This is a genomic window from Psychrobacter sp. CX18 (assembly GCF_057396215.1).
Window position 1 is genome coordinate 145,373 of the sequence record NZ_JBXYJH010000001.1, and the last position, 22,358, is coordinate 167,730.

Here is a 22,358-nt window from a genome sequence, read left to right on the forward strand (position 1 = left end):
AGAGCCGATTTTCTTTAGTGTCTTTTAATTTTAACGTTGCTTTATTTTTAACCCCTTTTTAGTACTGGATTTCTCTTAGTATACGTTACCGAAGCGCCTTACCTGTTAAAGCATCTCTAATTTGACTCGGTAAGGTATAGCCCAAGGTATCTCCTTTGAGATAACAAATACGGTCTTCAAAATAGGCAAAGGCTTGCTCCAACGTAGTGGCGGGGGCTTGCTCTGAGGGATTACAACTGGTTGATACGATGAAGCCATAAGGATTGACATCGCTGACACACTCTTGACATAGTTGACGCACTAAAGGATGGGCAATGACCCGAACTGCGACAGAGTCATGTTGCCCTGTTATCCAGTTAGGGATTGTCGTCTGCAAATGAGAGTTTAGCTGTCCTTTGGTTAATGCTGCTTCTTGCTTTAATACAGGTAACAGCCAAGTATAGGCTTGACGGCTCAGGTTCTGGTTATGGTTAAGGTTATGATCCTTTTGCCAGCTTTCGATAATTCGCTGACGAGAGCTATCCGTTAAGCCTGCGAGCAACGATTCAATTCGACTAACGCTATCAGTAACGACGATCATTCCTTTTTCAATAGGCCTGTTTTTAATCTCTATAATCTGCTCAATCGCTGCTTTGTTATACGCATCGCAGCCAATACCCCAAACACTTTCGGTCGGATAAGCCAGTATCTTACCTTGCCTAATCCATTGAGCGGCCTTTGTTGGACATTGGGTAATAAAATGAGCGTTTGAATTCATAACATCACTACTTTATAGATCAAAGTTTTAGAACAACAGTACCTCGTTCTAAACTTATTAAAACTCATTGTAGGCTGGTGCTGTTAGATCAGCAAATCAAAACCTTTAATCAAAAATGCTGGGCTAAAGCCACAGCCTACGTTAAGAGTTGAGAATGGGGTAACAGTCTGTATTTTAATATGAGTTAATTGCTACTTTTTTAACGGTATGGTGTTTTATTTATACACGTTTATAGCGCCCACCCACTTGTTCGATAGCTCCGATTAATTCAAGCTCCATGAGCTGGCTTAATACCGAAGCCGTATCTAGTTTGGTCTTGGTAATTAACGCATCTAAATCTTGAGCCTCAAAGCCAATATGCACCCATAACGGCTGCAAGTGTTGAGATACGGAAACAGATCTAGGAGCAGTCCGTTCATCCGCTTGATGATGCTGATTCTGGTTGCTTTTGCTCGGTACTTTATTATTAAGTATTTTATGTTGGGATGATAACGGCTTTTTTATATCAGGTCGAAGAGCAGGCTTAGTAGATGATGAAGAAGTAAGCGGCAAGCTATCTGATTCAGCTTGATTAAACAGGGAAGACGCTGCCAATCCATCAGACTGAGCGCCAGAATCAAAGTCGCCACTAAGCAGAACCTTGTTTGACTCGTCTAATTTAGCCGTCATCGGGGGCATCAACTGGCAAGAGATGTCATTGATAATTTGATCAGGATGATAGACCAAGGTAGCACCTTCTCTGATCAGATGATGACAGCCTTCTGCATGCGTGTTGTCAATACTACTGGGCAATGCAAATACTTGCTTTCCTTGCTCAGAGGTCAGCCTTGCAGTAATTAATGACCCACTTTTGATTGCCGCTTCGGTAACCACAGTCCCCAAACTAAGCCCTGCCACCAGCCGATTGCGTCTTGGAAAAGTATGCTTATGCGGCAACGTACCCGGAAATAGCTCACTGATAATACACCCGCCTTCACTAATCATTCTATCAAACAAAGGTTGATGTTGGGTAGGATAACAAACATCGATACCCGTACCCATAACACCGATCGTACGTCCAGACTCTTCTGTCGTCTGCGCCAATGCTCCTAAATGCGCTTGTGCATCCACCCCTTGCGCCAAACCACTGGTAATAACAAACCCTACTTTTGCCAGATATTGCGCCAAATCAAAGGTAAACTTTTGCGCCTTTTGGGTAGGCTTACGACTGCCAACAATGGCGATTTGATGCTGATTCAACCGCTCTATATTGCCTCGATAAAACAGTAACGGCGGGGGATCAAATATTGAAAGCAACTGCTGTGGATAGTGTGCATCCTCTTGAAACACGATTTGAAAATCATTGGCCAATCGTCGTTTCTCTATTGACACAATAAACGCACTATCGCTTTGAGCCGTTGCCTGCGTATGCCGCTCAATATGTTTAGCATGTAGTTTTAATTCACGCCATGCTGAGGGTTTGGCCTGTAGGGCACTCTCAGGTGATCCAAAGTGTTTTTTTAATTTCTCATAAGCTGACAGTGAGGTATTTACCCGTTGCCATAACAACAAAATGGCGCACTGCACAGGGCTAAGTGTGGGCAACGGTTGCGGTACAGCGTCTATCATAATGAGTACCCACTTAACGTTAACGCTGTTTTAAAAGAGTCTAGGCTAGACCGTCTATAGTTAGATACTATTAAACGTGGCTCAAAATAAGCAAGTGTCAATATTTCTTCAACAAGCTCAGTGAGCTTAAAACTATTACCCTGTGAAGGTACTTCGACTCTATTGTTTAATGTGGCGAAAGCCATATAAATACCTTATGTGACAATATTATATAAATAAAACCCCATAAGTTTGTCGGCACTTATGGGGTTAATAGCAGTAAATTAAAGAGGGTCTTCACCTAAAGTCGAAGAACTCTAGCACTGAAACAATTATTGAGGCGCAACCACCGCTTTAATCTCATCCGCCACTAAGCTCGCATCATTGTCCAATACCGTCACATGTTGTTCTAAGGATTCTAGGCCTTTTGTGTGTTCAGGACGTTCAATCTTTATCTGCCCAACCGCTTCAAATATGGTCTCGGAAAATTTAGCAGGTAAGGCGGTCTCAGCACAAATAATGACCTCATTCTCACGTTGTAGCTCTCGTGCAACCTTCACACCATCCGCCGTATGCGGATCAATCAGGTCGTTGTATGTGTCATACACTGATTTGATGGTATTGAGTCTATCCTCATGTGTTGACTTACCGGCCGCAAAGCCATAGCGCGTATTCACCGCTTCAAGTACATCTGACAAATCGAAACCTTTACCTGATTTAACCCCATCGAACAGCTCATGCACACGCTTACTGTCTTTTTCAAGCAATAAAAATATAAAACGTTCAAAGTTAGACGCTTTTGAAATATCCATAGACGGGCTAGAGGTCACATACGTTTGTTCCGCAGGGCGAGGGCTATAACTGCCTTGATTAAAGAAGTCATTTAACACATCGTTTTCATTAGTTGCAACGATTAAACGCTCAATCGGCAGTCCCATTTCACGAGCAATATGACCAGCACAGATATTACCGAAGTTACCCGAGGGGATACAAAAGCTAATGTTTTTATCGGTCTGGTTAGTTACCGCAAAGTACGCTTTAAAATAATATACGATTTGCGCTAGGATACGCCCCCAATTGATAGAATTAACCGTACCCAAGCTATATTTGGCTTTAAAATCGGCATCTTGCTGCAAGGCTTTCACAATATCTTGGCAATCATCAAACATGCCTTTAATGGCAATGTTATGAATATTGGCATCAGTCAAGCTGTACATCTGAGCACGCTGAAACTCACTCATTTTGCCATGCGGTGACATCATAAACACTTCGATATTATCTTTGCCTCGTAGCGCATATTCTGCCGCACTGCCTGTGTCACCACTGGTCGCGCCAATAATGGTCAACCGTTTGTTTTTCTTTTTGAGCACATATTCAAACGCATTACCCAAAAACTGCATCGCCACGTCTTTAAACGCCAACGTCGGACCATTAGACAACCCTAAAATATATAAATCTTCTTCTAATTTACGTACTGGCACAATCTCATCGCTACCAAAGATTGCTTTGGTGTAAGTACGCTCGATAATATCTTTTAAGTCTGCGTCATCAATATCCGTAGCATATAGGCGCATAATCGCAAATGCCAACTCTGGATAGCTCAGCTCACGCCATTTATCTAATGTCGCACCATCAATCTGCGGATAGCTTTCAGGCAACATTAAACCACCATCTGGCGCAAGTCCCATCAACAACACATCGCTAAAATCCATCGGCTCAGTTTGACCACGGGTAGAGATATATTTCATGTTTTGTCCTATCTACGAGTCTTATAATATTAGATTAGAAAAAGAGTAGCATATTTTGAGAGATAAGCCATATTAAATAGAGATATGATTGGTTTTTGTAGCTATTCCAGCTTTTCCGCTACTATCTTGGTTGGCATAAGGGCGGGCGCTAATAGCAAGTTGCATTCCTGCTATCACGATACTGCCCCTTGCTAAGCGCCCGCAACCTTATGCTGCACCAAGTATATCCGCTGCAATCTGGGCTAAACCGCTCCTAAGGCAAGGTTTGTAATGTAGTAAGACCTATTAAAACATACATAGCGTGTTAATAGATTCCATTAGGTATTTTTTAGTGTTTAAATCCTTATACAACCCTTAATTTTGTGATATTGAATATTATAGCTATGATATCAGTGATATAGATAAAACAATTCAATTGCAAGCCAGTTATGCTGTGTTTACATTATCGGTGGTTTATACAATGCTAGTATGACATGATAATAAATTGTTATATTTAATTGGAGAGTTTTCAAGCATGAGTTACTTATCAAAAGTTTTTAACGTGATGATTGCGTCTCCTGGGGACGTAGCATCAGAACGGACAATCATTCGAGATGTAATTTATGAATGGAATGCGGTACATTCTGAAACACGCAATATAGTACTATTGCCAGTTGGTTGGGAGTCACATTCTTCTCCTGAAATGGGTGAAAGTGCCCAAAAAATAATTAATAAGCAAGTCTTAGATAAGTGTGATTTACTGGTTGGTGTATTTTGGACTCGTATTGGAACCCCTACATCTGAATATTCTAGTGGAACAGTTGAAGAAATCGAAAAACATATATTATCTGATAAACCCGCCATGCTTTATTTTTCTAGCCAACCTGTTGCAATGCACACCGTAGACATAAAGCAGCTCGAGAAACTGAAAGAATTTAAAAATTCCTGCCAAAAACGCGGGCTTTATGAAGATTATGATAGTCATTCAGACTTTAGGGAAAAGTTTTATCGCCATTTACAACTAAAATTAAACGAACACCCTCTATTTAAAGATATAAACTCAGAGAATATTTCTTCACCAGTCGAGTCTACGATTCAATTACCAGAGTTAAGTCAAGAAGCCCGTATTCTGCTCAAAGAAGCAAGCCTAGACCCTCATGGTCAAATAATTCATGCTCGTTACCTCGGTGGAACGGACATACAAACTAATAACAAGAACTTAATTGAACCAAATGAGCAAAGAGAAGTTGTTAAATGGGAGTCCGCTCTTCAAGAGCTAGCGTATAACGACTTGCTGATTGAGCGAGGGCTTAAAGGTGAAATCTTCGAAGTCAGTAATTTGGGCTATCAGGTTGCGGATATGATAGAGTTATGAATATAACAGACGCCGTCGGTGACACTAAGTTCTCGCTGCGCCTAAGTTCTTATTGTGCTGCGGACAATATATCTAATCTTTAAATGATGAGAATATAAAGTGTTATAAATCACTATGACCCATTACTGTTAAATAATTGATATCTTCCTTAACACCGCATAATAAAACCCATCACCACTTTGACTCTCTAACGGCAAACATTGACGACCAACCATCTGCTCAATACCCCAATTGGTTTGTCCATCATCAAACGCCACAGCCACCGCATCATCATGACGCTCAAGAAACGCCTGCATCTGTTCCACGTTTTCTTTCTTTAAAATCGAGCATGTTACATACAAAAAGTAACCACCAGACTTTAGTTGCGACCATAAGTTATCTAAGATTTGCTCTTGCAACTGCGCCGTATGTTGCACATCTTCCTCGGTACGCAGCAACGTAATATCAGGATGACGACGAATCACGCCAGTTGCAGTACAAGGCGCATCGAGCAATATGGCATCGAAACCAGTTGATTGTTCAGTAGCATCTTTCGCTTGCCAGTTAGTTGCATCCACGCATTCGATGTCCAAATACAATTTACTATTCACTATAGGCGCGGGCAATTGCAACCGTTCTAAATTCTCAAAAATACGAGTAATTCGCGGTGCTTCATTATCAATCGCTGTCAGCTCTATTTCGTTAATAGGACTATTCTGCCCGTCGGTCTGTTTCACGTGAAACAATCCTGTTTCTTGTTTCTCTTGGTTGCCTAACAGCTCAAGCCAATGAGCTAATTTACCACCCGGCGCAGCACAAGCATCTAGCAAGCGTACATTTTGTGCTGAATTAGTACTAATCGCCCTTTGAAGTAGCGCATCAATAATAGGTGCCGCTAGTTGAGCATGCGCATCCTGAACGCTAACAATACCCTCTTGGAAATCAGGTAATTGACTGACCGGCACACTATCGATAAGCTCGATTGCCTGTTGTTCAATCGTAACTGTATCTTTAGCGTCATCAGTATTGATAGTGGTTTTTAGGGTTACCAATTCTGCTGCTATCTCGGCATCATTAAGTTGTGCCAAATAGCGTTCACAATCGGTTTGTAAGCTATTCACCCGCAAAAACATCGGTGCCGACTGGCGCAGGCTTTGGGTTAGTTCATCATACTGATCCCGCCAATCTGATTTTAACTGCTGAGCCAACCAATTAGGCAGGCTGTGATTTTTATTGGCCTTTTTTCGAAATTTATTCGGATTCTTAGCCACTTTACGCAGTACCGCATTGACCAGACCTGATGCCCGATCAAATTTGATCTGCCTGACCGCTTCTACCGTTTCATGAATCGCTGCATGGTCAGCCACATTTAAGTACAACAGTTGAGTCAAACCCAATTGAATGGTGGTACGCACTTCAATCTCATCAATTGGATTGTCCGCTAAACTATCTAGCAAGCGTGCTGTCGCATGCCAATGGCGTAAAGTTGTGAGTAATAAGGCATGTGCAAACCCTTTATCATCGCCACCCAAACTATTGAGTAGTGGATCTAATAACGTGCTTAATGACTGACCTTGTTGAATAGCGAGCAACGTATTGATAATGGCCACACGCACATTTTTTGGTTTCGATTGATACTGCTGGTTATAGCTCATTGAATGCCTAATTATATATTTGCTCAGGTTAATATAGGGTTACTTGATTGAACTTAATTTTGTGATACAAATCGATCGCCATCATCTAGTTGATTGCCATGACAGATTTGCTCAGCAGTGACAGGTTTGCTACCTGCAAATTGCAACTTGGTTAGGCGCAGGGTAGTTGCCACGTCATCATTTGGGCTGTTTTTACCACATGCCACTAAAATCGCATTCTTACCAACACTAATAACTGTACCCGGCTTTTCGCCCGTAGTTTGTGAAGGATTTACAGACATGACTGATAAAACTTTTACACGTTTAGGCGCGCCTTTGTCTTCTGAATTTGCCAAAAAGGTATAAGCACCCGGATAAGGATGCATACCGCGTATTTGACGCTCGATATGAGTCGCCGACTTGTTCCAATCAATTTCACCTTCCTCTTTGCTCAATTTCTCGGCATAATTGGCAAAGCTATCGTCCTGCTGTTCAGCTTGTGCTTGATAGTGTGGTAAATCTTTTAATACCTTAACAATAGCCTCAGCACCCAATTGTGCCATTTTGTCGTGCAAACTGGCAGTAGTTTCATCTGCAGCGATGTCGTATGCCACCTTATACAACATATCGCCCGTATCCAGACCCTTATCCATCTGCATAATGGTAATACCTGTCTGCTTATCACCTGCTAACAAAGCACGATGAATCGGCGCCGCTCCTCGCCAACGCGGTAGTAAGGAGGCATGAATATTAAGACAGCCATGGGTCGGTGTATTGAGCACGCCTAATGGCAAAATTAAGCCATAAGCGGCCACGATCATAATATCGGGTTGATATTGCTTTAAGGTTTCACGTGAAACAACACCGGTATCTTTCTTTAAACTAAAACTAAGAGGTTGCTCTACAGGAATGTTGTGTTCAATCGCTAACTGTTTGACGGGTGATGCGGTTAACTTTTGACCACGTCCGGCTTTACGATCTGGCTGAGTGTAGACAGCCACAATCTCGATATTAAGTTCATTTTGCTGCTCAATAAGGGATTGCAAACTGACCGCTGCAAACTCTGGTGTACCGGCAAAAATTACCCGATATTTTGCGTTAGGTGTCGTCATAATATTGCTTAACTTGTTGTTTAGGTTCATTAATAGGGTTTTAAAATAGGGGTTTTTAACGTTAGATAAATCTTTGTAAGGTAGAGCGGTTTAGCCGTGATTGCAGCGGTAGCTTAGTGGTTTGTGGTGTATACAGCGCCTTGCACCAGCGTAGTCGCTTGAATAATGGAATACGATGGTGTTTAGGTGCTGTTCACCACCAACCACTAACGACAAGCGTAAAGCACGATAAGCTACCATCCCCTTATAACCTTATAAAATAGAGTGCTGTTAAATTACTGCTTAATTGAATAAAAATTTTATTAAAAGACAGTGCTAAATTATTTTGCTTCTGCGTGATGCAAACGCTCTAAATAACGCGCGATAAGATCCACCTCAATATTGACAAGGCCACCGACTTTCCAATGCTTTGCTATATTAGTCACTTCTGCCGTATGCGGAATAATATTTAGACAGACGATATTGTCTTTGACCAAGTTAGTGGTCAAGCTAATACCATCAACTGTGATCGAGCCCTTTGTAGCTGTGTACTTTTTTAGCTCGTCAGGAATGGCAATTTCAATGTATATCGAACGCGCATCTTCTTTCATTACTTTTACGGTGCCAACACCATCCACATGACCCGATACCATATGACCGCCAAAGCGAGTGGTGGGTAGCATGGCTTTTTCTAAGTTTAAGATATCGCCTTGTTGCCATTCATTCATTGCCGTTTTTGCTAGAGTTTCACGTGAAACATCAACTGCATAGCTATTATTTTGAATATCAACGACAGTAAGACAGATACCATTGCTGGCAATAGAGTCGCCTAATTTTACATCGCTAAAATCTAAACTATCGGATTCAATAATTAAGCGAATATCACCGTCAACCTCTGTCATTGATTGTAATGTTCCTGTACTTTCTATAATACCTGTAAACATATATCTACCTCTAAATGTGATGAAACACTAACTTTATAATGGTTTATGTGCCGTGTGTGAACTTTATTATAGACAACTTAGCCTGTGGATAACTTAAAATAAAATATCGAAACGTCGTAATCATTAGGCCTTATAACCAAAGTTATCCACAACCTAGATTTATCAACTATTAATTACTTACTATCCCTCATGTTTCACATGAAACCTTTATATTACAGGGTTCTCAAGATATATATGATATCTATAGTTCCATGTGAAACGTAAATAATCCACAGTTCCATGTGAAACTGTTCGTTTTAAAACCTAATTTAGTGTATAAATAATTCAGATTGTGGATAACTTGATTTCCTAAAAATCGTTGTAAATAAGCCGTTGAATAAAACCTCTAATTAACACATACCCTTAACATAATAATTATCAACATTTGACGAGTTATAAATCCTTTGAATATTGAGATCAACCTATCGTAAACGTTGAGCGCTACCGCGACAATAGAAGACTTAATTAGCCTGACCGAGTCTAACAAAGATAGGCTATTTTATAGAAAAGGTATTATTCACCTAGTGAGGTCAATAGAGCAAAATCGAACCTTCAATAAGGTTAAGGCGGTAAGTTTTCAGTTTGCCCATTCCAAGTTAGTCGTTAATATACCTGTGACCAGCAGTAGAATATGGGGTGTACACTATCTTTATATCAGACCCTATGGGAGTGATTGAGGCGACTTTATAGCGGTGCTGTGCTGACAGATCATCCAACTCTAAAGTCAGCATAGGTTGCGCATTATGGCCTAATATACAAGGGGCTTGATACACAATAAGCTCATCGACAAGTCCCGCCTCAATAAAGCTTCCTGATACCTTTGATCCTGCTTCGATAAGAACATCATGAATTTGGTAGTGTTCTACTAACGCATGCAATAACTCTGTTAAGTTAGATTGTGACCACATCACAGTATCTGATCTTTGTAGTACCTTATATTTTTTATTGCCTTTTAAACGTTGACGTCTGTCTAATATGACTACTTTGGGTTGCGGCACATTCTCAGCGGATACTCCTAACTGAGAGGAGCGCACCGTTAGGTTAGGATTATCATCAATAATGGTTTGACTGCCGGTAATTATTGCGCCGCTTAGGGCTCTTAAAGCCTGTACATCTTCACGGGATTTAGAACCAGTAATCCATTTTGATTCGCCTGAGGCCATTGCGGTGCGCCCATCTAAGCTTGTGGCAATCTTCAGACGCACATAAGGCAACTGGGTACGCATACTTTTAAGAAAGCCCTTATTAAGGGCTTCTGCCTGTTCATTTCCAACCCCAACGGTTACTTGAATACCGGCTTCTTTAAGCATCGATGCACCGCGACCGGCGACTTGCGGATTTGGATCTAAGCCAGCAATGACTACTCTGTCGACACCGGCATTGATTAAAGCAGTTGCGCATGGGGGTGTTTTACCCGTATGGCTACACGGCTCCAAAGTAACATAAGCCGTCGCCCCTGCTGCTAATTCTTTAGCCTCTCTTAACGCAAAGACTTCCGCATGAGGCTCCCCCGCCTTAGGGTGAAACCCTGATCCTACTATTAATTTATTCTTAACAATAACACAACCGACAGCAGGGTTTGGACGGGTGGTATATCGTCCCTTTTTAGCCTCCTCAATCGCTAGATTCATATAGTAATCATCTTCTACTTGCAGGGGGCTATTTGCTACAAAATCATTATGAGAAAGCTCTAATGTATTCGAATGAAGAGTCGCCGTTTGCTTAGTGGAGTTAATGGAATAACTGGTCATAGTGTGAAATTACTTTTATTTAATGAGGCGTATAAGGACGAATAAAACCATTACTTAATAAAATTGTGCTTACTGAAACTGATGCTAGAAAATAGGACATTGGGCTTGACAAATATTACTTATCATCTTCTGGTCGGATATTTTGTAGCTCTTGACGAAAGGCTTCAATGTCTTGAAAGTCTCGATAAACACTGGCAAAACGTACGTAAGCCACATCATCGAGCTCTTTTAACTCACTCATGACCACTTCGCCAAGATCCTTACTGCTAATTTCGCGCTCTCCAAGTTGACGAATCCGTTTTTCAATACGGCTAATCATCGCTTCTTGCTCATCAAGTGTCACCGGTCTTTTCTGTAAAGGCAGCTGTATAGAACGCCTTAGTTTCTGAGCGTCATAAGGTTCAATACGACCATTTGATTTGATAATACGCGGCATAACCACTTCGACGACTTCAAAGGTCGTAAAGCGCTCTTGGCATTGATTACATTGACGGCGGCGGCGAACTTGTGCGCCTTCAGCCGCTAAGCGTGAATCGATAACCTTGGTATCACCAGCATTACAATAAGGGCACTGCATAATATAGTCTCAGTAGAGGACACTTAGTCACATAAAAGGTCTAGCCGTTGACTCTCGGGCAGCCAAAACGCGTCTGTTTTATTTACTTATCAGTTATTTACCAATACAGAAGCTACCAAAAATACGGCCTAGTAGATCATCGGCACTAAATTCTCCTGTTATTTCACCCAAGCTATACTGACCTTGACGTAGACTTTCCGCCACCAGTTCACCTGCTTGGAACTCAACCAGTTGCTCATAAGCCTCATTCAAATGTTGTTGTGTCCGTTTTAGAGCATCAATATGTCGGGTACGGGCGATAAGGCTATTCTCCGGAGGGTGAAAACCGACCTTGTCACATAATGTGGTAATTAGAACATCTAAACCTTGAGAGGTTTCACATGAAACATTAACTTGTTCGTAACCCTTAATAGTGACCTTATCCGGTAACGTGGTCGTTTGATTTGGTTGTGTCGAAACCCCTTTAACAGAACTTTCAATAAAGGTATTTTCAACCAAATCTCGCTTATTGCCAATGAGCAATAACCTAGCAGGATCCAAATTCGAGGTTGCTGCTGCCGAGGTATCAATATCAAATAAATCTTTTGCCAATTGAATAGGATCGACTTCTTGAGATAAATCATACACCAAAAGTAGCAAATCTGCTTGATTGATGGCGTTATGGGCTCTTTGTATGCCGATGCGCTCAACCGTATCATCAGTCTCTCTGAGACCAGCGGTATCGGTTAAATGTATGGTTAATCCGTTTAGTACAATGGTCTCTTGCAGGGTATCACGAGTTGTTCCCGCCACCTCAGTCACGATGGCACGCTCTTGTCCAGCCAGACTGTTTAGAAGGCTCGATTTGCCTGCATTAGGACGCCCAGCTAATACCACATGCACCCCATCACGTAATAATTGACCTTGCTGTGCGGTAGCCAGAATGTGGGTTACCTTATTTTGAATATCATTCAGCTTATTCTCAATAATACCATCACTCAAAAAATCAACATCTTCCTCATCTGGGAAATCAATAGAAGCTTCTACATAAAGACGCAGCTCTATCAATGATTCTAACACCTGATTAATTTTATTTGAAAACTCTCCAGTGAGGGAGCGTATGGCACTGCTCGCGGCGGCAGCACTGGTGGCATCAATAGCATCGGCAATCGCTTCCGCTTGTAGCAGATCTAGTTTATCATTTTCAAAAGCACGATACGAAAACTCACCAGCCTGAGCTTGATGCGCCCCTAACTCAAACACGCGCGCCAATAACTGGTTTTGTAGCACCATACCACCATGACCTTGCAGCTCAATCACATCTTCACCCGTAAAAGAATGGGGGGCCTTAAAGTATAAAACCAACCCTTCGTCGAGCACACTGTCATCGGCACCGTAAAAACGACAAAAGCTTGCCAAACGCGGTTTAAACGCGGTTTTCCCCGTTAACTGACAAGCAATCGTATAGGCTTTTGGCCCTGATAAGCGAATGATACCCACACCCCCTCTACCAACAGGGGTGGCAATCGCAGCGATAGTTTTAACGGTTGTCATAAGTAATAGCTCTAATTAAAAGGTTATGGCTAGATTAAATGAGTCTGACAAACATAGATTATTTTATAGAAAAGATATCATTAGCATCTCAGTGACTATAGTAGGTGCTAACCCGTCTATATTCAATGTTTGATCAATACAATATCTGTTATACAGTCTTTTCATAAAATTAAGGCACCTATATGACTTATATAGGTGCCTTACTATCTCGATATGATCTAATAGCAGCTTATAAACGGGATTAATTATCCAGCCATGCGAGCTGCTTTTTCTTGTTGCTCTCTTTCAACTTTTTTATTGACAAAGTACTGTTGGCCCATGGTAAATAAGTTATTGACGGTCCAATAAAGTACCAAACCTGCTGGGAAGAACAGCATAAATAAGGTGAAGATGATGGGTAAAAATTTCATCACTTTGGCTTGCATAGGATCAGTAGGTTGTGGACTGAACATCTGCTGAGCAAACATACTCGCCCCCATCAAGATAGGCAGAATGAACCAAGGATCCATCGCTGACAAATCTTGAATCCACAAAATCCACGGGGCATGACGCAGTTCAACACTCTCTACCAATACCCAGTATAGGGCTAAAAAAATTGGCATTTGCAACAGAATAGGTAAACACCCTGCCATTGGGTTGACTTGTTCTTCTTTATAGATGGCCATCATCTCTTGCGACATCTTCATACGATCATCGCCATGCTCTTCTTTCAAAGCCGCTAAGCGCGGTGCAATGGCACGCATTTTTGCCATTGAATAGTAGCTTTTGTTTGAAAACCACATCAAGGCAATCTTCACTAAGATGGTTAACGCAATAATTGACCAACCCCAGTTACCAACTATTTTATGTATGCCTTCTAGTATCGCAAATAATACTTTAGATATCGGCCATAAAAAACCATAATCGACAGTTTTATTTAAGCCAGGTGCGACTTCTAATAAAGCGTCTTGATCTTTTGGACCTGCGTATAAAGTTGCGGTGACATCTTTTTGCTTCAGCGCTGGTACCGCTATAGGTTGACTATTCATACCTATGAAGTAGTTACCCCCTTTTTCATAGCTATAAAATTGCCCCTGAAAGTTCTCAGGTGTCCACGCTGAAACAAAATAATGCTGTACTATTCCTACCCAGCCATCTTGACTAGATGCTTTTAACTCACCATCGTTAAAGTCTTTAAATTTAAGCTTATTGTAATCATCATCTGGCGTACCCCAGGCTCCGCCCAGATAGGTGGCCATACTTAGCGCCCCCTTATCACCCATACCCGGATCTTTACTGCCATCACGCTTTAACTGAGCAAAGAGTTGTCCATTCCAAGGTTGATTTGTGGCATTATTAATATTGTAATTAACGGTGATAGGGTATTTACCTTGGGTAAAGGTAAAGGTCTTTGTAATCGTTACCCCATCCTGCTGATAAGTTAAGGGCACCTCTAACGTTGTTTGATCAGGCTGCATGACATAACTATCAGACTGATAGCTATATTTTGCACGGCCAGCTGATGTATCAATACCATTCGCACCATTCAAGCCCGATTGAGCCACATAGACTCGGCGCGAATCCTCTTCGAGTAATACAAACGGTGCTTCACTATCTAATGTGGCATCATATTCACGTAATGCCGCAAACACCACATCGCCCCCAGTAGGATCGATTTTTAGATGGTACAAATCTGTCGTAACGTCAATAAGCGTTGCCGCGGTCGACTCATTACTTGGGATACTTTGCGTGGTCACATCAGTGGCAGGCACATCAGTAGCCGCAGCTGCTGGTATAGCACTAGTGCCTGTACTGGTTGGAATGTCTGATCCAGTGCTTGAGGATACAGAAGGGGTTACTGCGTCTGCTGATGTCGCTGGCGCATTGGCATAATCTTTTTGCCACGCTAGCACTAACAAGTAGGCGGTAATCAGCATCGCAATGATGATGAGCACCCGTAGTATCTTTTGCATAAGATTGTCCTAAACAACTCTAAATGAATGTTTTAATAATTTAAACTTATAGGGTAATCGTAGTGAGCTTGCTGCTATAGCATAGCAAGCAGCACTCAGTATTGATAAATAGTTCTGAGTTAGATTGCTATATCATACTTAAAACGGTTACAAAATGGTGTGTATTTTACTAAAAAAACACGCTAAATGATATAGAACATAAATGAGGTCAATAAGGTAGGATTAAGATAGCTTGACTTTTACCAAACGTTAATTTCTTAGAATGTTATAAGTCTGCTTTATAAATGATTGTCGATTATAATATTAAACGATTTAACCGAGCGATATAGCTGGTTTTATCGCGATACACCCCACCCTCCATTAGAATAGTTCCACGTGAAACATTTAGACTATTAGTATTCATAATGTCTGATGACTTTTTAATTGATAAAGACTTGACAGGGGTATAGTAGTATTTATAAAGAGGTAAGGGAACAAAATCTATGCCATGTCCCCCTAAAGGGTGACAGCGACAAATGCGTTTGGCCGTTAATAACCCGCCTCTACCCGCACCATGCCATTGAATAGCCAGCTTGCCATATTGTGAGCACGTTGGATAATACCGGCACCTGCCAGGTAGCACAGGACTAATAAAAGACTGGTAGCCTTGAATAAGGCTCAATAGAAGACGAGAAAGAAAAGCATTAACCATAACCATCACACTGTATAAAGTTTCAACTATAAACGTTAGGTTTAAGCTGTATCGTTACTTTTGAACCAACAGAATTAAGATCATGATATAAACTCACCCGCATTATCGATCTAATTCTACAGAACAACTTATCAATCAACAATGTATCAATCTGCTTATTTTAGATTATTTCTAGCCACGGTATTGTGAAGTTATACTAATCCTAGATCATAATTTTTGATTAGCTATGATTTAATCTTTGATATTTACTGATCACTTTATCCAAAATCATACCGACTTCTTGCGCAATCTGGGCTTTGCTCAACTCTTTGGTCGATTTTTTTACGATAAAAACAATGTCTAGACCAGGCAGTTTAGAGTGTTTATGACGAAACTGTTCTCGAACAATACGTTTAATGGTGTTTCTAGCGACTGCTTTGGGTATTTTTTTCTTAGTTATAGCCATACCCAGTCGTGCCTGTGAGTGCTTAGAGTCGATAACAAACGCCATAAAGTGCGTTTGATGCACCTTAAATAAAGCTTGATTAAATACTGGGGTAAAGTCAACAGGTTTAAGCAATCTATTGGCTTTAGGGTAACCAAACTTTGGAGTAGATTGGCTTAAAGGGCGGGAGCTTTGGGCACAAGAGTCAGTCATGGGAGGGTCATATACCAGTAAAAGTCGGGCATAGGCAAACTAGAAAATTAAAGCATTAACCTCATTAAGCCTATCTATCTATGCAGACTTGAAAGTGGTTGCCATAACCCTCTTTTACCGGCCTATGATTATCGTAGAGAATATCGTGGATAGTTATTGTTAATATTATAATAAAAAAGCACCTAATCATTAGGTGCTTTTTTATACATATAGAGATCGATAGATCTATCATCATATTCTAAGTCATTAAATATAAACAACTTAAAATATAAATAACGTAGCTAAGATTACACCGTTAAACGATGACGACCTTTTGCACGACGACGCGCCAATACTTGGCGACCTTTTTTAGTGGCCATGCGAGCACGGAAACCATGAGTGCGCTTACGTTTAATAACGCTTGGCTGGAATGTACGTTTCATAAATCACCTGTAACAGCAAAGAAAATAAAGTGTATGGAGTTCACTAAGAATTAGTAATAACGGACGATTATGCCAGTGTTAACCCTTATTGTCAATAAAAAAGAAGTCGAACACAAGGCGTGTCAATTGATATAGTAATTAAAAGTAATCCGTTTTAAAACTACCCCAATCTTATCTAATCAAACAAAGACATCTAAAATACTGGAACTAGCTAATGCGCTAATAAAATCAACAGCTATACAATTAAAAAATTAATTTAACGGCTTTCGAATCATTTAAAGCCGTTTTCAACTAACTTTAAGTCGTCGTTCGTATAATATCAAAACTTTATGAGTCGTCGTTTCGATAATTCAATAACTGACAATTCAATAACTGACGGTTGCCAACTTTACGGTTATACACATTGATTTAAGGGTTATTAATTTTGATTATATGTAATGAAAATCAAACTCAAGATTATTTTTTTTGTGAAGGTAACTGATGTCGTTTGAAAAGAATACAGGCATTAAATAAAAACTTATCCACAGAAAGCATTACGCTCTATAACTATATATATAATAGTTCTTTTGTTATTATTAGTAGCTTATATTCCTGTGTATAACACAAAAATATCATTAAATATCAGTAAATTATCCTGTGGTTATTGTTGTTGATAAACTGTTATTAAACTCTGTATAACTTTGCATTTTTAGTTATCCACAGGGTTAATAACAAAGTTATCCACAGAATAATTATGATGATATTTACGTTTTTGTATGCTAAAGTAGGCTTTCAAAATAGGTTGGAACCATATTAAAGACAGTAATGAGAGTCTTAAAAAAGCCATTAAGCGTAATGATGTTTTCCATCCTATCCATCTTTTTGAATCTGTTTTAGTAGGGTTACCAGGTCATGTCAGAGAGTTTGCCGTTATGGGATAGATGCCTTAATGATTTAAGATATCAGCTCAAAGAAAATGAGTTCACGATGTGGTTGCGTCCTCTATCAGCAAATATTGTAGGGGATAAGTTAGAGTTACTAGCCCCCAACCAATATTTTGTGTCTCATGTACAGCAACATCATTTTGCTGAAATTGAAACCTTAGCAAAGCGGCACAGCAATGGGGATATCAACCATATTGTCATTCAAGTTGAAAGCAGTAGCCAACAGGGCTCCCCTAATAAATCAGGGCGTTTAAATAATGGTAACCCTGTCAATGGTGTAAGCGATCAGCATAACGCCACCGAAATGAGTGGCTCGGGTCACTACGTTAATGGAAAAAGTTCTGCCGGTTCAGTAAGCGATGCTGTGCAAATGGCCTCAGATAAATCACTAAGTTATATTAATCCGCAATTTACCTTTGAGACGTTTGTTAGTGGTAAATCCAATATGTTGGCATATAAAGCCTGTCAAGAATTGGGTAAAAAACAATCGCAAAATCGCCATAACCCTTTGTTTTTATATGGTGCTTCAGGTCTCGGTAAGACTCACCTAATGCACTCAGTGGCTCATAAATACTTAAAAATTGGCAAAACTTTTTATTATTTTTCGTCTGAAAAATTTATTAATCAGCTGGTATATGCGCTGCGCAATCAGAAAATTGAGCAATTTAAAAAGAAGATAAAACGTGTAGATCTCTTGATTATCGATGATGTGCACGTTTTGGCAGGTAAGAATAAATCGAGCAGTGAGTTTCTATCGTTATTTGCCGATTTTATGGTAGAGGGCAAGCAGGTGATTTTGGCTTCAGATCGCCATCCTTCGCAAATGACCGAGTTTGATGAACGCTTTCGCTCGCGGTTTTCGTCTGGATTGGCCGTGGCGATTGAGCCTCCTGAGATGGAAACCCGCATGCAAATCTTACAGAAGAAAGCCCACTTATCCGGTGTGGAGTTGCCAAAAGAATGTGCGTTATTTATCGCTCAAAATGTGGTATCCAATGTCAGACGTCTTGAAGGCGCGCTTAATCAGGTGGTCGCAAATGCCAACTTGACGGGTAATCCCATCGATTTAGATATGGTGCAATATGCGCTAAAAGATGTGATCGCGATACGCTCGCAAGCCGTTAGTATGGATAATATACGCAAGGTAGTCGCTGAGTATTATGATGTGTCTGTTAAAGACTTGATGAGTAAAAAGCGTACCCGTAGTATTGCTCGGCCTCGTCAAATCGCCATGTCTTTGGCTCGAGAATTAACCAAAGACAGCTTTCCTGATATCGGACAATCTTTTGGTGGTCGAGATCATACGACAGTCATGCATGCGTGTGAAAAGATTGCGCAGCTGCGTAGTGAAGATCCGGTCTTGGATAAAGAATACAAAGCCCTATCCATGACATTACAGGCAGGATAGCAGGCGTAGAGGGTATAGAGAATAGAGTATAGGGCGCAAAGAAATATTGCTGTTTTTAAAGGCTACCACAAGGTTAACTTTCATAGGAATCTTAGCAGGTAAAAAGACACGTATTGAAATACGTATCATTTGTAAGACTAAGCTGTCGAAACTGTGCAGAGGGTTTAATATTTAGTTATACTAAGTGGGAGTTGACCATATTAAAATCATAAAATGCCATAAGCTATATATGGTGCTGCTATAAAAAGTATTCCTATGAGTGATAACCCTTTAAAGCACAACCCTTTTAAACATAGTGCGTTAGACAACACACTTAGATATTCATTAAATATAAATCCAAATAAATTTAAGACCTCATTGAAGAGCCATATATTATGCAACTGTCAATAAATCGTGAATTGCTGCTAAAGGCCATTAATCTAATTGCAAAAGCAGCGGATAAACGCCATAACATGGTGGTATTAGGGAATATAAAACTGGAAGTAACTGAGACTGCCTTAATGTTGACGGCGTCTGATTTAGAAGTAGAGTTGAGTGCCGAAGTGAAGTTAGGCAACGGCGCGACTGGAACAGTGGGTGCCACTACTTTACCAGCCGCCAAATTGCATGAAATCTGCAAATTATTGCCTAAAGATACCATGATAGATATGAAAGCTGAAGCCAATGAGCGCTGCGTGATTAATAGTGGTAAAAGCCGCTTTGTATTAGGTACTTTGCCTGCAGAAGATTTCCCCGTATTGGGACGTCCTGCGAATATTACGCCACTGACATTGAATCGTACGGTATTGCTAGATTTAATGGCTAAGACTCAGTTTGCTATGGCAATACAAGACGTACGTTATTATTTAACCGGAATGTTGTTTGAGGTAGATCAACGACAATTAACCACTGTGGCAACGGATGGTCACCGTTTGGCTTTGGCACGTAGTGTTATTGATGTGGCTGACGACTTTTCGATGCAAGCTATATTACCTCGTAAAGCGGTTATCGAACTTGAGCGATTGGCGAATGAACTGGGTAAGTTGGTTGAAGACAAAGACGGTAATTTAACCTTAAGTTTTGGACGTGAATTCCTGCAAGTGAGCTTACCTTTTGGTAATGTAGACAGTACTGGCCAAATTGATGACTCTGTCAAAGTCACTTTTACCGCGCGTTTAATTGATGGTAAATTCCCTGATTATCGCCGAGTCATGCCGACCAATACGGATAAAGTTGCCTTAGCCAATAAAGAACAAATGACCGATGTTTTAAAACGCGTTGCTATCTTAAGTAATGAGAAATCACGCGGAGTTATCTTTAAGTTTAGCCAAGATGGCAATGTTGAGGTTCGTGCTAATAATGCAGAACAAGACGAGGCCGTGGAGGCATTGCAGGTTCAATTCCAAGGCGAGCCTATAGAGTTATCCTTTAATGCCGCTTATTTACAGGATGTATTAGACGTATTGGGGGGTGATGTTCAGTTACATATGAGTCAAGCCAATAGCTCAGTATTGGTCAATCAGCTAAACGATATTCAACATCAATACGTCATCATGCCGATGCGTATCTAGACAATATGAACTGCATAATATGGGATATGTACAAGTAAAGATGAAAAAGCAAAATCTATGGATTTTGCTTTTTTTAGGTTTATAGAATTCATAGTAACGCTGAAATAAATACAGTTTTTATTTAACATAATGTGTCAAATAAGTCTTATGTTTAAAGTGTACTTGGGGCTTTTAGATAAAGCTTATATATAAGGCTCTTACATAAAGCTCTTAAATAAGGTGCTTAAATTATGCTAACCCAGCTGAGTATTCATCATTTACGCAATTTGCAGTCTGTCAGTATTCAGGTTGGGCAATGTAATGTTTTTATAGGCGCTAATGGCAGCGGTAAAACGTCTTTATTAGAATCTTTATATTTGCTATCACGAGGTAAAAGCTTTCGCCACCATCAGCCGAAGCGTTATATTAGTCATCATGCACTGCACACAACCGTCCATGCAAAGTTTGTAGATGGTCATAGTATGGCTATCCAAAAGGCACAGGACGCCAGTACTACACTGCGTTTAGGACAACAAACTGTCTATGTTCAAAGTGCGCTGACAAAGCAACTGCCTACGTTATTGATAGACCCCTCTTCTATGGATGTGCTGGAAATAGGAAGTGGTAGTCGCAGGCAGTTACTCGATTGGATAACGTTTCACGTGAAACCAGGTTTCCATTCGCAGTGGTTAGCGTATCAGCGGTTATTAAAACAACGTAATGCCTTATTAAAGCAATCTACTCATTTATCTTCCTACCAGCAGCAGGAGTTGGCTGCTTGGGATAAAGGATTGGCAACACATGCCAGTTTAATCACGCATTACCGGCGCGAAGCCTTTGCAGAGTGGCAACCCTTATTCAATAGCCTTATTGAGCAGCTGCTCCCCGATTACGCACCCTTTATCCAGTTAAAATTTTCACCCGGTTATAACACTGAAGTTGGGTTGGATGAGCTTCTTAAGCAACGTTTGCAGCAAGATTGCCAAACTGGCTATACCCGTATTGGCTGTCATCGTGCGGATGTGCAGGTCTTATGGGTCGATGATGTTCACGCGCGTGAAACGGCTACTAAGCAGCACAAACAGTCATCAGTGAACGACGCATCGGACTTAACAGGTAACAAAGATTATAATAATAATCCAACGTCAAGCTTAGCTATATATACGAAAGTGGACAATGACTCTTCCTCAGAGTTATTCAAAGGTATTATCAAGGATAATTTAACTTATTATCAGGATAATGTGCTCAATGACGCCCAAAAAGAAGAAGGCATACCTGCATCTGAGGATAAAGAGTCTATTTCGAGCAATGTGCGTGAGCAAGCGGCAAATGTCCTATCACGGGGAGAGAAAAAATTATTAATTACCGCTCTAAGACTGTCTCAACTTCCCTTGCTTGCCCTGTCCAATACCAACCCCTCTTATAATGCTACTTACTCTCTACCAACACACAACCCTTCATTGAACTCTGATCAAAACCAAGTCCAAAACTCAATATTACCTGTGGTGTTATTAGATGACGTGACCGCAGAGCTTGACGACCGAGCGCTGAGCATACTTTTAAAGACGCTTTCTGGGCTATCCTGCCAAGTGTTCATTACCAGTTTAGATGAATCAATTATGAGTCAGATACATCACTATTGGCCAAATGCTAAGTTGTTTCACATGAAACAAGGTAACGTCACAGAAGGGGGACATGACTAACCAATGTTATCTTATAAAGTCGCCTTGAAAACCTAGATGTAGTGGTAATTAGGCGCTGGGCAGTTCATGCTTTTCTTGACGAAAAATGCTATAATAGTG

The 22,358-nt window shown here is 40.6% G+C and carries 17 protein-coding genes; 4 read left to right on the top strand and 13 right to left on the bottom strand.

The genetic code is table 11. From position 1 onward, the window contains the following. Nucleotides 1-85: 85 nt before the first annotated feature. From AC2SLT_RS00580 to thrC, 3 genes are all read right to left on the bottom strand, one after another. Complete coding sequence (locus AC2SLT_RS00580) at nt 86-757, bottom strand: L-threonylcarbamoyladenylate synthase (RefSeq protein ID WP_486545315.1); 672 nt, start codon at nt 755-757, stop codon at nt 86-88. A 219-nt stretch (nt 758-976) separates the two neighbouring features. Next, nucleotides 977-2,365 (bottom strand): DNA-processing protein DprA, encoded by a 1,389-nt coding sequence (gene dprA, locus AC2SLT_RS00585; protein WP_486545316.1) that lies wholly within the window; start codon nt 2,363-2,365, stop codon nt 977-979. 311 nt (nt 2,366-2,676) lie between these two features. Then, a complete protein-coding gene (gene thrC / locus AC2SLT_RS00590; RefSeq protein ID WP_486545317.1) occupies nt 2,677-4,092 on the bottom strand; it encodes a threonine synthase in 1,416 nt (471 codons plus the stop codon). 514 nt (nt 4,093-4,606) lie between these two features. On the opposite strand from thrC, the gene AC2SLT_RS00595 reads away from it, so the two are divergent. Further along, nucleotides 4,607-5,446 (top strand): DUF4062 domain-containing protein, encoded by an 840-nt coding sequence (locus AC2SLT_RS00595; protein WP_486545318.1) that lies wholly within the window; start codon nt 4,607-4,609, stop codon nt 5,444-5,446. A gap of 128 nt (nt 5,447-5,574) precedes the next feature. On the opposite strand, the gene AC2SLT_RS00600 is transcribed toward AC2SLT_RS00595, so the two are convergent. The 10 genes from AC2SLT_RS00600 to rpmH form a co-directional block, all read right to left on the bottom strand. Continuing rightward, a complete protein-coding gene (locus AC2SLT_RS00600) occupies nt 5,575-7,080 on the bottom strand; it encodes a transcription antitermination factor NusB (RefSeq protein ID WP_486545320.1) in 1,506 nt (501 codons plus the stop codon). 53 nt (nt 7,081-7,133) lie between these two features. Beyond that, nucleotides 7,134-8,171, bottom strand: coding sequence for a methionyl-tRNA formyltransferase (fmt, locus tag AC2SLT_RS00605; RefSeq protein ID WP_486545321.1), 1,038 nt, complete (start codon nt 8,169-8,171; stop codon nt 7,134-7,136). A gap of 320 nt (nt 8,172-8,491) precedes the next feature. Then, a complete protein-coding gene (locus AC2SLT_RS00610; protein WP_486545323.1) occupies nt 8,492-9,094 on the bottom strand; it encodes a riboflavin synthase in 603 nt (200 codons plus the stop codon). A gap of 635 nt (nt 9,095-9,729) precedes the next feature. Further along, a complete protein-coding gene (gene ribD, locus AC2SLT_RS00615) occupies nt 9,730-10,884 on the bottom strand; it encodes a bifunctional diaminohydroxyphosphoribosylaminopyrimidine deaminase/5-amino-6-(5-phosphoribosylamino)uracil reductase RibD (RefSeq protein ID WP_486545324.1) in 1,155 nt (384 codons plus the stop codon). Between the two features lie 115 nt (nt 10,885-10,999). Further along, nucleotides 11,000-11,461 (bottom strand): transcriptional regulator NrdR, encoded by a 462-nt coding sequence (gene nrdR, locus AC2SLT_RS00620; RefSeq protein WP_486545326.1) that lies wholly within the window; start codon nt 11,459-11,461, stop codon nt 11,000-11,002. 93 nt (nt 11,462-11,554) lie between these two features. Further along, the gene (mnmE, locus tag AC2SLT_RS00625; RefSeq protein WP_486545328.1) at nt 11,555-12,994 is read right to left on the bottom strand and encodes a tRNA uridine-5-carboxymethylaminomethyl(34) synthesis GTPase MnmE; all 1,440 of its coding nucleotides are present in this window, start codon (nt 12,992-12,994) and stop codon (nt 11,555-11,557) included. Nucleotides 12,995-13,239: 245 nt separating this feature from the next. Further along, entirely contained in the window at nt 13,240-14,946 is a 1,707-nt protein-coding gene (gene yidC, locus AC2SLT_RS00630) for a membrane protein insertase YidC (RefSeq protein WP_486545329.1), read from the bottom strand. Between the two features lie 295 nt (nt 14,947-15,241). Next, nucleotides 15,242-15,637, bottom strand: coding sequence for a membrane protein insertion efficiency factor YidD (gene yidD / locus AC2SLT_RS00635; RefSeq protein ID WP_486545331.1), 396 nt, complete (start codon nt 15,635-15,637; stop codon nt 15,242-15,244). A 220-nt stretch (nt 15,638-15,857) separates the two neighbouring features. After that, entirely contained in the window at nt 15,858-16,274 is a 417-nt protein-coding gene (rnpA, locus tag AC2SLT_RS00640; protein ID WP_486545332.1) for a ribonuclease P protein component, read from the bottom strand. 287 nt (nt 16,275-16,561) lie between these two features. Further along, nucleotides 16,562-16,696 (bottom strand): 50S ribosomal protein L34, encoded by a 135-nt coding sequence (gene rpmH, locus AC2SLT_RS00645; RefSeq protein WP_007394757.1) that lies wholly within the window; start codon nt 16,694-16,696, stop codon nt 16,562-16,564. A gap of 891 nt (nt 16,697-17,587) precedes the next feature. Between rpmH and dnaA the strand changes: the two genes are divergently transcribed. The 3 genes from dnaA to recF all read left to right on the top strand — a co-directional run bounded on the left by dnaA (nt 17,588) and on the right by recF (nt 22,259). Beyond that, nucleotides 17,588-19,027 (top strand): chromosomal replication initiator protein DnaA, encoded by a 1,440-nt coding sequence (gene dnaA / locus AC2SLT_RS00650; RefSeq protein ID WP_486545334.1) that lies wholly within the window; start codon nt 17,588-17,590, stop codon nt 19,025-19,027. Between the two features lie 374 nt (nt 19,028-19,401). Beyond that, entirely contained in the window at nt 19,402-20,577 is a 1,176-nt protein-coding gene (gene dnaN / locus AC2SLT_RS00655) for a DNA polymerase III subunit beta (protein ID WP_486545335.1), read from the top strand. Nucleotides 20,578-20,807: 230 nt separating this feature from the next. After that, nucleotides 20,808-22,259 carry a DNA replication/repair protein RecF gene (gene recF, locus AC2SLT_RS00660; protein ID WP_486545337.1) on the top strand — a complete coding sequence of 484 codons (1,452 nt, stop codon included), beginning with the start codon at nt 20,808-20,810 and terminating at the stop codon, nt 22,257-22,259. Nucleotides 22,260-22,358 lie beyond the last annotated feature (99 nt).